This window comes from Bradyrhizobium embrapense (assembly GCF_001189235.2).
Taxonomy (GTDB): Bacteria; Pseudomonadota; Alphaproteobacteria; order Rhizobiales; family Xanthobacteraceae; genus Bradyrhizobium; species Bradyrhizobium embrapense.
Genome location: NZ_LFIP02000002.1, coordinates 95484 through 108116, shown reverse-complemented (window position 1 = coordinate 108116; position 12633 = coordinate 95484). Strand labels below are relative to the sequence as shown.

The 12633-nt window shown below is 65.1% G+C and carries 16 protein-coding genes; 7 read left to right on the top strand and 9 right to left on the bottom strand.

Annotation, left to right across the window (positions count from 1 at the left end):
* Nucleotides 1-110: 110 nt before the first annotated feature.
* Nucleotides 111-548, top strand: a complete 438-nt coding sequence (locus tag AKN83_RS07930) for a styrene oxide isomerase (RefSeq protein WP_050403833.1) — start codon at nt 111-113, stop codon at nt 546-548.
* On the opposite strand, the gene AKN83_RS07925 is transcribed toward AKN83_RS07930, so the two are convergent.
* The 8 genes from AKN83_RS07925 to AKN83_RS07890 form a co-directional block, all read right to left on the bottom strand.
* Nucleotides 538-915, bottom strand: coding sequence for a hypothetical protein (locus AKN83_RS07925; protein ID WP_050403832.1), 378 nt, complete (start codon nt 913-915; stop codon nt 538-540). The genes AKN83_RS07930 and AKN83_RS07925 overlap by 11 nt on opposite strands.
* 72 nt (nt 916-987) lie before the next feature.
* Nucleotides 988-2271, bottom strand: a complete 1284-nt coding sequence (locus tag AKN83_RS07920) for an RNA polymerase sigma factor (RefSeq protein ID WP_063695257.1) — start codon at nt 2269-2271, stop codon at nt 988-990.
* 87 nt (nt 2272-2358) lie between these two features.
* Nucleotides 2359-2754: a YciI family protein gene (locus AKN83_RS07915; protein ID WP_050403830.1), complete on the bottom strand. Its 396-nt coding sequence runs from the start codon at nt 2752-2754 to the stop codon at nt 2359-2361.
* A gap of 291 nt (nt 2755-3045) precedes the next feature.
* Nucleotides 3046-3741 (bottom strand): AprI/Inh family metalloprotease inhibitor, encoded by a 696-nt coding sequence (locus AKN83_RS07910; protein ID WP_050403829.1) that lies wholly within the window; start codon nt 3739-3741, stop codon nt 3046-3048.
* Nucleotides 3741-4724 (bottom strand): 2-hydroxyacid dehydrogenase, encoded by a 984-nt coding sequence (locus tag AKN83_RS07905; RefSeq protein ID WP_050403828.1) that lies wholly within the window; start codon nt 4722-4724, stop codon nt 3741-3743. The genes AKN83_RS07910 and AKN83_RS07905 overlap by 1 nt, the downstream gene beginning before the upstream one ends.
* Nucleotides 4724-5512, bottom strand: a complete 789-nt coding sequence (locus AKN83_RS07900; protein WP_050403827.1) for an ABC transporter permease — start codon at nt 5510-5512, stop codon at nt 4724-4726. Before AKN83_RS07900 ends, AKN83_RS07905 begins: the two co-directional genes overlap by 1 nt.
* Nucleotides 5509-6312 (bottom strand): ABC transporter ATP-binding protein, encoded by an 804-nt coding sequence (locus AKN83_RS07895; RefSeq protein ID WP_050403826.1) that lies wholly within the window; start codon nt 6310-6312, stop codon nt 5509-5511. Before AKN83_RS07895 ends, AKN83_RS07900 begins: the two co-directional genes overlap by 4 nt.
* 16 nt (nt 6313-6328) lie before the next feature.
* Nucleotides 6329-7372: an ABC transporter substrate-binding protein gene (locus AKN83_RS07890; RefSeq protein WP_050403825.1), complete on the bottom strand. Its 1044-nt coding sequence runs from the start codon at nt 7370-7372 to the stop codon at nt 6329-6331.
* 144 nt (nt 7373-7516) lie between these two features.
* Between AKN83_RS07890 and AKN83_RS07885 the strand changes: the two genes are divergently transcribed.
* Both AKN83_RS07885 and AKN83_RS07875 read left to right on the top strand, forming a co-directional pair.
* The gene (locus AKN83_RS07885) at nt 7517-8323 is read left to right on the top strand and encodes a creatininase family protein (RefSeq protein WP_050403824.1); all 807 of its coding nucleotides are present in this window, start codon (nt 7517-7519) and stop codon (nt 8321-8323) included.
* 512 nt (nt 8324-8835) lie between these two features.
* Nucleotides 8836-9099 carry a hypothetical protein gene (locus AKN83_RS07875; protein ID WP_050403938.1) on the top strand — a complete coding sequence of 88 codons (264 nt, stop codon included), beginning with the start codon at nt 8836-8838 and terminating at the stop codon, nt 9097-9099.
* A gap of 193 nt (nt 9100-9292) precedes the next feature.
* Here AKN83_RS07875 and AKN83_RS07870 read toward each other — a convergent pair whose 3' ends face one another.
* Nucleotides 9293-9562, bottom strand: coding sequence for a metal-sensing transcriptional repressor (locus tag AKN83_RS07870; protein WP_050403822.1), 270 nt, complete (start codon nt 9560-9562; stop codon nt 9293-9295).
* Nucleotides 9563-9899: 337 nt separating this feature from the next.
* Between AKN83_RS07870 and AKN83_RS07865 the strand changes: the two genes are divergently transcribed.
* The 4 genes from AKN83_RS07865 to AKN83_RS07850 all read left to right on the top strand — a co-directional run bounded on the left by AKN83_RS07865 (nt 9900) and on the right by AKN83_RS07850 (nt 12629).
* The gene (locus AKN83_RS07865; RefSeq protein ID WP_050403821.1) at nt 9900-10211 is read left to right on the top strand and encodes a hypothetical protein; all 312 of its coding nucleotides are present in this window, start codon (nt 9900-9902) and stop codon (nt 10209-10211) included.
* Nucleotides 10212-10397: 186 nt separating this feature from the next.
* On the top strand, nt 10398-10691 hold the full coding sequence (locus AKN83_RS07860; RefSeq protein WP_050403820.1) for a hypothetical protein: 294 nt from the start codon (nt 10398-10400) through the stop codon (nt 10689-10691).
* A gap of 37 nt (nt 10692-10728) precedes the next feature.
* Nucleotides 10729-12390: an NRAMP family divalent metal transporter gene (locus AKN83_RS07855; protein ID WP_050403937.1), complete on the top strand. Its 1662-nt coding sequence runs from the start codon at nt 10729-10731 to the stop codon at nt 12388-12390.
* Nucleotides 12387-12629 (top strand): hypothetical protein, encoded by a 243-nt coding sequence (locus AKN83_RS07850; protein WP_063695256.1) that lies wholly within the window; start codon nt 12387-12389, stop codon nt 12627-12629. The genes AKN83_RS07855 and AKN83_RS07850 overlap by 4 nt, the downstream gene beginning before the upstream one ends.
* Nucleotides 12630-12633 lie beyond the last annotated feature (4 nt).

The following is a 12633-nucleotide window of genomic DNA, read 5'->3' as shown; positions in this document are numbered from 1 at the left end:
GGCAGGACACGGAGCGCCCGGGCCATAGGCCCAGATCGCCGCAGGGACAGCTTCGCGCCTTCTGCTATGATTGGGCCGTTTTCCGGGGCAAGGTTCTTTGAGGGGGCGAGATGGATAATCGGCGGCGGCTGCTTTTTCACGGCATGGCTTTGTTCCTGATCGGGCTGTTGACCGGCCTCATCGAACAGCACTTCACCAATGTGCGGATGGCGCTCGCAGCTCATCTCGAGGGCGTGATGAACGGCACGTTCCTGCTCGCCGTCGGCGCGATCTGGAGCGAGGTCAGGCTGTCGCCCCGCGCGAGCGTCGCGGCCTACTGGGCGCTGCTATGCGGAACGTACGGCAACTGGGCCGTGACGACGCTCGCCGCCGCTCTCGGAACCGGCGCGCTGTCGCCGATCACGGCGGCCGGGCGTGGCGCCGCGCCGTGGCAGGAAACGCTGGTGACCACAGGCTTCGTCTCGATCGGTCTTGCGATCATCGCGGCATCGATCCTGCTGCTGTGGGGGCTGCGCGGCAAGGTGGCGCGCATTGCGCCTAAGGCTTGACCCAGCGCTGCACGGCAGCAGCGGTGTCCGCCGGATTGGTGTTGAAGCAGATGGCGGCGCCGGGCGCGAGCCGGTGCACCAGATTGAGAATGGTCTCGAACAGCAGCAGCCGCTCCGGCGGCTCGCGCAGCCCGGCGCCGATCACGACGCAATCATGGCGGCGGGCGTTCAGGGCCGCCGCCGTCACCGCTTCGGCAGTCTCGCCGAAATCGATCAGGCAGCTGTCGACGTCGTAGCCCAGTGTTCGCAGGCCCTCGATCTGCGCGTCGATATAGCTGCGCACCAGTTCGGGCGTAAACTGCGGCATGACGGACAGATCGACAAAGGTGGGGTCGAGCCCGATCGCCAGCACGGATGGTTTCGTCATGGTCGCGGTTCCTGGTCCGAGGCATCTCGCCCGAGCATGCCGCGGGTTTGAGTCGAAATCGCGGACGGGAGGTCAGTAACCGGCCTGCTGTTGGGCGGCGCGTGCCGCGACCGCGGCGCGCCGCTTGAGCAACTCGCGCTCGCGCGCATTGCCGGCCAATGCGGCGGCGGCCTCGAACGCAGCGCGGGCCTCGTCGAAGCGGCTCAGCCGGTGCAAGAGATCGCCCCGCACGCTCGGCAGCAGATGGTAGGCTCTCAGCGCCGGCTCGTCGGCGAGGCCGTCGACGATCGCAAGCGCCGCTTGGGGGCCTTCGGCCATGCCGATCGCGACCGCGCGGTTGAGCGCGATGACAGGCGAATCCAGCAGCGCGGCGAGATCGCCATAGAGCGCGGCGATGCGCCGCCAGTCGGTGGCAGCAGGCGTGCCGGCCTCGGCGTGACAGGCGGCGATCGCGGCCTGCAGCGCGTAGAATCCGCCGCCGCCGCCGAGCTCGCGGGCGCGTGCCAGCGCCAGTTGCCCGCGGCGGATCTGCAGGCGGTCCCACTGCGCGCGGTTCTGGTCCATCAGCAAGATCGGCTCGCCGGCGGCGTCGGTGCGCGCCGCCATCCGCGAGGCGTTGAACTCCATCAGCGCCAGCAATCCGTGCGCCTCCGGCTCGTGCGGCGCAATCGAAGTCAGCACGCGGCCGATGCGCAGCGCCTCGTTGCAGAGCTGCGGCCGCAGCCATTCGTCGCCGCTCGCCGCGGTATAGCCCTCGTTGAAGATCAAATAGGCGACCTCGAGCACGGAGGCGAGCCGCTCCGACAGCGCCTCGCCGCGCGGCGTCTCGTAGACGAGACCGGATTCCGACAGCGTGCGTTTAGCCCGCACGATGCGCTGGGCGATGGTCGCCTCCGCCTGCAGGAATGCGCGCGCGATCTCGCCGGTGGTGAGGCCACAGATCATCCGCAGCGCCAGCGCCGCGCGGGCCTCGCGCGACAGCAGCGGATGGCAGGCGGTGAAGATCAGCCGCAGCAACTCGTCGCCGATATCGTCGTCGAGCGCGGAATCGAAATCGGGCATGGTCTCCTGCTCCCGCACCAGATCATGCGCCAGCATGCCGTGCTTTGCGGTCAGCATGCGGCTCCGCCTGATATGATCGAGCGCGCGCCGCTTGGCGGTCGCCATCAGCCAGGCGCCCGGCTTCTCCGGCACGCCAGTGAGCGGCCAGTGCTCGAGCGCCGCGATCAGCGCTTCCTGGGTCAGATCCTCGGCGAGCGGCACGTCGCGCAGCATCCGCGACAGGCTGGTGATCAGCCGCGGCTGCTCAATGCGCCACACCGCAAGGATCGTCGCCTGGATGTCGGCGGCCGTCATCGCCGCCGACCTGGATTGCCGTCCTGATGCGTCGTCTTCACGCGAACCGGAGGCCGCCTCGCGCGAACGCGCCCTGTCCGTTCCGCATCAAGCGATGGCGGATACATCGACCTGGCAGGCGCCGTCGACGCCCGGCGAGGCGAAGGGGCGCACCTCGCAGGTGCCGTCCCAACCGGGCATGTGCTCCTTGTGCAACTGCATGAACTCCACGGCGGCCGCGACCGCCTCCTCCTTGTTGCGGAGCTCGAAGATCGCGTAGCCGCCGATCATCTCCTTGGCCTCGACGAACGGCCCGTCGATGACATTGAGCTTGCCGTCGGTGATGCGGACCTGGGCCCCCATCGCGACCGGCAGCAGCCCGCCGGTATCGATCATGCGGCCGGCCTTGATCTCCCGCTCGGCAAGCTTGCCCATCGCCTCCATCAGGGCCGGCGTCGGCGGGCGCGGGGGCTGGGTGGAGGTGACGATATACATGAACCGCATCGGAAAACTCCTGTTGGGCGAGAAGCGACGATAATCGCCGCAAACCAGCTCGCTATGGGGAACGACGATCCGGGGTGCGTCGGATCGACAAGGAAAAGGGAATTATTTTGGGGGGCAGAAGGCAACATCTCGGCCAAGGCCCCTTCTCCTTCCCCCTGAAAGGGGGAAGATCGGGATGGGGGTCAGCCGCAGACACAGCTGCAAGCGGAGAGAGCGGATCCCCACCCGCTTCGCTCTACGAGCAAAGCGACCTCCCCTTTTCAAGGGGAGGTTCAGACGCGCGCCGCCCCCTTACTGCTCGCGCAGCATGATCAGCGGGTCGGCGCTGTCGGGGACGCGGCGCCACTGGGCGTTGTCGTCCGCCTCGAACTGCCAGGTCTCGCCCTTGGGCGACATCAGGATCATCTGGCCATGGTCGAGCCGCCACAGCGTCGGGTTGAAGGCCGCGACCGCGGGATCGCATTTGCCTTTCAGGAACACCTGGAAATTGTCGTTGCCGGCGTCGGTGTTGGTCAGCACCAGGGCGCAGATCGCCTGACCGTTGCCGCGGACCATTGACCAGTCGCCGATCATCTGGTCCATCGACTTGGCGAGTGCGCGCGCAGCGGCAAGGTTTTGCAGGATGTAGACGCCCTCATTGGTGCGCATCCCCTCGAAGATGCCGGTCTCGACCTCGGTGAAATCGATCACCGCCTCGCCGGCCGCGTTGTGCAGCCGCACGATGTCGCCGAGACCCTTGATGCTCCAGCCCGCGATGTCCTTGGTGAAGGGCAACGCGGCGGCGCAGGCCGGCTCGAGCTCGAGCTTGAAACCTAAAGGCGTCGCATCGCTCTTCAGCGTCACGACGCAGGTCTTGCTGCGCTCGGTGGTAGCGAGCTCCCACTGCCCGATCATGTCTTTCTTCAACGTCGAGACGTCCTGCGCGGCTGCCGGACCGCACGCGGCCAGCAGCACAAGCAGCGCGACGCTGAAGCGGGACAATGACATCACCGGCCCTTCACCGGCGTTTCGGCAACCGGCGTCAGCGGCGGCTTGCCGGCGAACCAGTTCGTGATGTTGTCGACCACGAGCTGGTCCATCGCGTTGCGCGTGACCACCGAGGCCGAGCCGATATGCGGCAGCAGCACGACATTCTGCATCGCCTTCAACTCGTCCGGCACGTTCGGCTCGGCCGCGAACACGTCGAGACCGGCGGCGAGGATGGTGCCGGATTTCAGCGCCGCGACCAGCGCCGGCTCGTCGACGACAGAGCCGCGCGCGACATTGATCAGCACGCCGCGCGGGCCGAGCGCCTTCAAGACGTCGGCATTGATCATCTTCGCCGTCGAGGCGCCGCCCGGCACGATGACGATCAGGGTGTCGACCGCCTTCGCCATCTCGATCAGATCGGGATAGTGCTTGTAGGCGACGTCCTTGGACGGATTGCGCGAATGATAGGAAACCGGCACGCGCGAGGCTTCGAGCCGACGCCCGATCGCCTGGCCGATGCGGCCCATGCCGACGATGCCGATCTTGCGGTCGCGCAACGAGCCGACGCTGAGCGGATAGTTCTGGGTCTGCCACAGGCCGGAGCGCACGTAGCGGTCGGCCTTGATGAACTCGCGCAGCGTCGCGATCAAAAGGCCCATCGCGACGTCGGCGACCTCCTCGGTCAGCACGTCGGGTGTGTTGGTGACCACGATATTGTGATCCCGCGCATAGGCGGAATCGACGTGGTCGTAGCCGACACCGAAGCTGCCGACGATCTCGAGCTTGGGAAACATCGCCATCGCGGTCTTGTCGGTGGCCATCGTGTGATAGGTGACGGCGATGCCGCGGATCTTGGCCATCGTGTCGGGGGTCAGCCGCTCGAGGTCGCCGCGGCTCTCGGCCCGGTGCAGCACATATTGATCGGAAAAGCCGTTTTCGAGGATTGGCCGGATCGGTCCATAAACCAACAGATCGATCTTTTCGGAAGAAATCGGGGCCATCAATTGTCCTTTCCTAACGCGCTTTCATGCCAACGCCGCAACAAGAGGTGCGAAACTAGCGCCAGCACCCCATAGATGACAATCCCGGCCAGCGATAGCAGCAGAAGTGCTGCAAACATGCGGGGAATATTCAGCCGGTAGCCCGATTCAGCGATCCGGAAGGCAAGGCCCGAGCCGGCGCCGGCGCTGCCCGCCGCGATCTCCGCGACCACGGCACCAATCAGCGACAGGCCGCCGGCGATGCGCAGGCCACCGAGGATATAGGGCAGCGCCGCGGGCAGCTTCAGCAGCAGCAGCGTCTGCAGCTTCGATGCGCCATAAAGTTGAAACAATCCCGCGAGGTTGCGATCGACCGAGCTGAGGCCGAGCGTCGTGTTCGACAGCACCGGAAAGAACGCCACGATCCAGGCGCAGACGATCACGGCGGTCTGCTGCTGCAGATAGATCAGCAGCAGCGGCGCGATCGCGATCACGGGCGTGACCTGCAGCACCACCGCGTAAGGGAACAGGGAATATTCCAGCCATTTCGACTGGTTGAACAGCAGCGCCAGCACGACTCCGCCGACTGCGGCCGCAACGAAACCTTCGAGCGTGGTCAAGAGCGTGACACCGAGCGATTGCGACAGCACCGGCCAGTCCGCAACCAGCGTCTTCAACACCAGGAGCGGGCTCGGCAGCACGTAGGGCTGGATGCCATAGGCGCGGACGATCGCTTCCCAGAGCGCGAGGCCGGCGGCGAACACCGCGACGGGCAACACGAAACGAATGAGGTCCTGCGGAGATTTCATGCGCCCGCCTGCCCTGCATAGGACGGCGCCAGTGCATTGGAGACCTCGCGGCAGAACGCGGCATATTCGACCGAGGTGCGGAACTCCTCGCCACGCAACTCCGGCGAGGTGATGCGAAACTCGGCGCCGATCCGGCCCGGGCGAGCCGTCATCACGATCACGCGCTCGGAGAGATAAACCGACTCGAACACCGAGTGCGTCACGAAGATGACGGTCTTGTGCAGATCGCGCCACAGCGACAACAGATCATTGTTGAGACGAAAGCGCGTGATCTCGTCGAGCGCGGCGAACGGCTCGTCCATCAAGAGGATGTCGGGATCGGTGATCAGCGCGCGCGCCAGCGACACCCGCATCTTCATGCCGCCGGACAGTTCGCGCGGGTAGGCCGCCGCGAACTCGGCCAGCCCGACCTGATCGAGCGCGGCCTCGATGCGCGCATCGGCGTCGGCCGCCGGCAGCCGGGCGAGCTTCAGCGGCAGGCGGACATTGTCGCGCACCGTCGCCCACGGCATCAGGGTCGGCTCCTGAAACACGAAGCCGATCGGATGGCTGCCGCGCCGCGCCGCGCCATGATGTGAGAGCTCGACCGTGCCGGTGCTGGGTGTAGCGAGGCCGGCAATCAGCCGCAGCGCGGTGGATTTGCCGCAACCGGACGGCCCGAGCAGCGAAACGAACTCTCCGCGCCTGACATCGAGGTCGAGCGGCCCGAGCGCCGTCACGCCGCCGTCGTAGGTCTTGCTGACGCCGCGCAGGCGCACGGCCGATCCGGCATCAGGTCCCGACAACGCAGGCTCCGCCATCGCGCGTCCGCACCGGTCAGTTCTTCGGCCTGAGCTCGACGCCGACCGCCTTGTTGACGAAGCGCAGCGTGTAGCCCTGGCGATAGTCGATGGTGCTCTTGACCACGCCGGCGCGCACCATCTTGTCGAAGAAGCTCGCCATCCGCTCGTCGGTCATGGCGCCGATGCCGTTCTTGATGGAATCGCCGGAATCGACGATGCCGTGCTCGCGCATCTTGGCGACGCAATAGGCCAGCAGCTCGTCGTTCATCTCAGGATTGAGCTTCTTGATCATCGCATTGCCTGCCGAGTTGTCGCCGTAGACGTAGGTGTACCAGCCGACGATGGAGGCATCGACGAAGCGCTGCACCAGATCGGGCTTCTTGTCGACGAGGTCGCGGCGGGTCTCGATCAAGGTCGAGTAGGAGTTGAAGCCGTAATCGGCGAGCAGCAGCACGTTCGGCTTGAAGCCGGCAGCTTTCTCCACCGCAAACGGCTCCGAGGTGACGTAGCCCTGCATCGCGGTCTGCTTGTTCACGATGAAGGGCTGCGGGTTGAAGGTGTAGGGCTTCACCTTGTTCTCGTCGAAGCCGTATTCCGACTTCAGCCACTGGAAGTAGCTGGTAATGCCTTCCTTCGAGATCAGCAGCGTCAGCGGCTTCAGATCCTCGATTTTGCCGACCTTGACCTCGGGATGGGTCAGGAAGACCTGCGGGTCCTTCTGGAACATCGCAGCGACGGCGACCAGCGGCACGTTATTGGTGACGGCATCGAAGGTCTGCAGCGAGTTCGCGCTCATGAAGAAGTCGAGCTTGCCCGCGATCAGGAGCATCCGGTTGTTCTCATTGGGACCGCCGGGCACGATGGTGACATCGAGGCCGTATTTTTTGTAGGTGCCGTCGGCGAGCGCCTGGAAAAACCCGCCATGCTCGCCCTCGGCGACCCAATTGGTGCCGAACGAGACCTTGTCCAGAGTCTTGTCCGAGCTCTGCGCCCGCGCCGGGAGCAGGCCTGCGGAAACGCCGAGGGTGGCGGCCAGAACGGCCGTGGTTAACGCTCGCGGCAAAAAGGCCGGGATCATGGTTGGACTCCGTCGATCATTATGGCCCATGATGGAAGCGGGAAGACGTGCACCGCGCCAGGAGACGCGAACGCCTCACCGATGTTAAACAAACTATCCTGCAAATCCATCCCATGAAACGCTTGTATTGAAACGACTGGCTTGATGACTTCTCAGCTTCCGCCCCGTGACTGGACCGCCATCCACTGGCCCGACCTTGCCAAGGACGCGGCCGCGCGCTGGATTGCGGTGCTGCCCCTGGCCGCGACCGAGCAGCATGGGCCGCACCTGCCGCTCGGAACCGACGTCATGATCGGCGATGCGTATCTGGCGCGGGTTCGGGAGCTGCTGCCGGCGGCCATCCCGGCGACGTTCTTGCCCCTGCAGCCGGTCGGCATCTCCACCGAGCACATCGATTTTCCGGGCACGCTGACCCTGCCGGCCAAGGTGGCGCTGAACAGCTGGATGGCACTCGGCGAGAGCGTGGCGCGCGCCGGCGTCAGGAAGCTCGTGATCGTGACCAGCCATGGCGGCAATTCCGCCGCGATGCAGCTCGTGGCGCAGGACCTGCGCGCGCAACACAAGATGCTGGTGGTGACCACGAGCTGGTCGCGTTTCGGTACGCCGGACGGCCTGTTCGATGCCGACGAATTGCGCCATGGCATCCATGGCGGCGCGGTCGAGACCTCGATCATGCTGGCCAAGTATCCGCAACATGTGCGCAAGGATGCGATCGCGGACTTCAAGCCCGCGAGCGTGCAGATCGAGAAGGATCACCGTTTCCTGTCGACCCAGCGGCCGGCGCCGTTCGCCTGGCAGGCGCAGGACCTCAATCCGAGCGGCGCAATCGGCGATGCGACCCAAGCCTCGGCCAAGAAGGGCGAGCAGCTGATCGAGCACGGCGCGCGCGCGTTCTGCGAGCTGCTGGCCGACGTCGACAGGTTCGATCCGGGCGCGTTTGACGGCAACTGATCGCGAATTCTTGACGCTATGGCGCTGAAAGAGATTTGAGGCCTTAAGCCAGCTTGGTTTGATCTGCTTCAATTTTGCTGGGTTGTTGGTTTCGTAATTCTTGGAACCCGAATTTGGATTCTCGGTATGGAAATCTCGCAGCGCATCTTACCCGGCGTCAGCAAGTGGAAGTTACGATTGCTCAGAAGCGCTCCCTCCTACGACCAACTTGACGCGAGAGGGCAGATCATGTTGCGCCAGTTTCATCGCCTTCTGTGGATGGTTCTGCTCCCCTACCTCGTTGGAGGCGGACTCCTGTTTGACTTCCTAAAAAAGCATTTGCAGTAATGGTTAGCTTGCCGCCCCTTTTGGCGTTTGTGTCATAGCACCGGGAATTCCTTCGTCCCGGGGCCGACGAAACAATTCACGAAACCATATTTCCGTCACGGTCCTTCGAACCGGAACCGGAAAGCCTCCGTCCAACGGGCATGCGGACCACACCGGCGCCGCGCTCAAATAGGATGGAGTATCCCATGTCGATCAAGACCAGGTTTGCCGCCCTCGCCCTCACCACGCTCGCCGTGACCGGCACCATCGCAACCACCACGTCTCAGGCCGAAGCCAGGCCGTATGGCTGGGGCTGGGGCGTTGGCGCGGGCCTCGTCGGTGCCGCCATCGTCGGCAGCGCGATCGCAGCCAATGACGGCTACTACTACAACGGCTATCGCCGCTGCGCCTGGGTGCGCCAGTTCGACGCCTACGGCAACTACATCGGCCGCGTGCGCTCCTGCTACTGATCGACGGGTCTTCATAGTGTTTTCGAGCGAAGTGGGCACCGGTTCGCGTGAAGAAAACACGTCAAGCTAAGAATCTAGAGCCGACTAGGCTCTAGGCTGCGGATCCTGCGTTCGGCGCGGGTCCTCATCCACCCCGTGTCGCGCACGACCCGTCCGGTGATCCCCCGGGCGGGTCAATTCTTGAACGCGGCGATCACAGATATTTCGCGATCAGCCGGAAGTCGCGCAGCACGTTGCGGCCCTTCGGACCCGATGCCTTCAGCGTTTCTTCCAGGCTGTGGCCGATGTGATCGTGGATCAGCGCCTTCTTGGCGCTCTCGATCGCGCTCTCCACTGCCTGCAATTGCTGGGCGATCTGCGCGCATGGACGGCCCTGCTCGATCATCTCGACGATGGTCTCGAGATGGCCGTTGGCGCGCTTCAGGCGCCGGGCGATCGCTGCGTGCGGATGGTCGTCTGACATTCGGTTTTCCTATCCTCCCCGGAGGATAATCGCGATCCTCCCCGGAGGATAGCAGAATCGGCTTGACAGGCCATTGTGGCAGGCGTAGTGCCCAACTGTCGGAACATGCGTTCCGCACCGGGGCCTGACCCCGGACACCAACCCGACCACGAGCCAACACAGAAGGCACATGGGCAGTAGCAACTCAGGCGACAGTAGACCGACAACGGGACTGTTGACGCCGCAACATAGCAAGACTGATCGCGCAGATTTCGCCTGCGTGGATGGGTGGTCGCGCCTCGCATAACCGCCTGCTCCTCACCGGCCTGCCGCGCGACAGCGGAAGTGGAGGTGAGCGATGTTCGAAAAGCTCGCAAAATTCCGGCAAGCAAGCCCGCGGCGCGTTGTCGAGCCGCGGCAGATCCCGCCGCGGGCGGCCACCTATTCCAATGACAACCTGCCGGGTTTTCGCCGCCCGGTGGACCGCCGGCGTCCAACCCCGGCCTGTCATTGGATCCTGATCGACGGCCGCCTGGAGTGCCGGTGGATCGTCGAGACCACCCTTGAGCCATCAACGAATGATCTCGATCGAAAGCGGCGCGCGGACCGGTATTCCGGCCCGCGCGCAACACCTGCGCATTTCACCGCAAAGCTGACCGCAAGCGCCTGAAGGACCGACATGGACGAAGGACCTAGTTGTCCCGTTGCGCGCCATCGCGGCGCGGCAACGGGACTCCCTCCGGGGAACGACATCACTTCTGGAATTGCCGCTGCTCACGGCAGCGGAGGCTGCGCGCGCGCATAGAGTTGCTCCGCGTCCCTCGTGCCGTGTCCAACGTGCGGCGAGGAGACGACGATGAGCAAGACAATCGACATCTTCGGACAAGCCAGTCGGCCGACTGTTGCCGGTGCCGTCACGCGACCCGCAACGGCCAACGACCCACTCGTCCCGGTGATTCGAAGCGTCGTCGGTCTCATCAACGAGAGCGCCGGCCTCGTGCGCCACGTCGCCGCGTTCGGCATCGCGCTGATGCTCGACACCGGCCGTGCGCCACCGCGGCGCCGGGCGGCTTCAGACCCCGTCCGGGTGCCTGAAGCCGGCAACATCATCCGCTTTCCCACTCCCAAAACTACCAAACCATGCAAATGAGAAGGAATGGGTCATGACCGTTGTCAATGACTTGAAAATGCACGCCTCCGATCGTGAGGCCATCGCCAGCTCTGTCGGCACTGCGGTGCTGGACCGCGCGCATCTCGGCGATATCCACGGCGCGCTTGGAAGCATCGCCGAAGATGATGTCGCACCGCGCGCGACATTGCCGGCCCGGCTGAAGACCCTGCTGGCGATCGTCGGCCCCGGCCTGATTGTGATGGTCGGCGACAACGACGCCGGCGCCTTCGGCACCTATACCCAGGCCGGGCAGAATTACGGCACCACGCTGCTGTGGACGCTGCTGCTCTTGATCCCCGTGCTCTACGTCAACCAGGAGATGGTGGTGCGGCTCGGCGCGGTCACCGGCGTCGGCCATGCGCGGCTGATCTTCGAGCGCTTCGGCAAGTTCTGGGGCGCCTTCAGCGTCATCGACCTGCTGGTGCTGAACGCGCTGACCATCGTCACCGAATTCATCGGCATAACCTTTGCGCTGCATTTTCTCGGCGTCTCGCAGTTCTGGGGCGTGTTGGTCTCGGCCGTCATCGTGATGCTGGCGGTTTCGACCGGCGACTTCCGCCGCTTCGAGCGCTTCGGCATCGTGCTGGTCGCGGGCAGCCTGCTGCTGGTGCCCGTCATCCTGATGGTGCATCCGCCGATCGGGCAGATCGCGGCTGATTTCTTCGTGCCGAAGATGCCCGAGGGTGCCAAGCTCAGCGAGGTGATGCTGCTGATCGTCGCCATTGTCGGCACCACGGTGGCGCCGTGGCAATTGTTCTTCCAGCAGAGCTACATCGTCGACAAGCGGATCACGCCGCGCTTCATCCGATATGAGCGGATGGATCTGTGCATCGGGATCGTGCTGGTCGTGGTCGGCGCGGTGGCGATGATCTCGTTCTGTGCCGAAGTGTTCGGCGGAAAGCCCGAATTCGGCAATTACACCGACGCTCTGGGGACCGCGGTCGGGCTCGAGAAATATGCCGGCCGGCTGCCGGCGGTGCTGTTCGCCCTCGCGCTGCTCGATGCCTGCATCATCGGCGCGGCGGCGGTTTCCCTCTCGACGGCCTACGCGATCGGCGACGTGTTCGCGGTCAAGCATTCGCTGCACCGCAAGCCGCGGGACGCGAAGGGCTTCTACAGCGTCTATTGCGGGCTGATCGTGCTGGCCGCGGTGCTGGTGCTGACGCCCGGCACGCCGCTCGGCCTGCTCACCAACGCGGTGCAGACGTTGGCCGGTGTGCTGCTGCCGAGCGCGACCGTATTCCTGCTGCTGCTCTGCAACGACCGCCACATCCTCGGCCCCTGGATCAATTCGACCCGGCTGAACCTGTTCACCGGCGCCGTGGTCGCGGGCCTCGTGATGCTGTCGGTGATCCTGACCGCCTCGGTGCTGTTCCCCGATCTCGGCGAGCAGTGGATCATCGGCATCCTGGCCGGCGGCAGCGCGCTGGCACTCGCGGTGACCGCGCTGGTCAAGCTGTACGAGATGTCGTCGCGCCGCAGCGCGTCGTTCCGCTTCAAGAACAAGCCGCCGCTGTTCAACCGCGACACCTGGCGGATGCCGCCGCTCGACCGGCTGCCGCCGGCCCGGCTCAGCCCGCTGAGCCGGATCTGGATGATCGTGCTGCGCGGCTATCTGGTCGTCGCTGCCGGCCTCGTGCTGCTGCGCATCGTGCAGCTCGCCACGGTGGGGGCGTGACGACACTCGGTCGCGGCCGGCGATGGGGCGCGATCGTGCTGCTTCGGATGGCGAGCGCCGTCCTGCGCAGCGCCACCGCGCTCTACCTGAAACGCACTATCTCCGCCGCCGGGCTGCGGGCGGCGCTCTCAGTGGCACGATCCTTCGAACGAACCGGCGCGCTGATCGCGCTGGGAAGAAGGTCGCGCCCGGATTTCACTTCGACAGAGAAAGCTAAAGACCATGACGGCATCGAATGAAGGG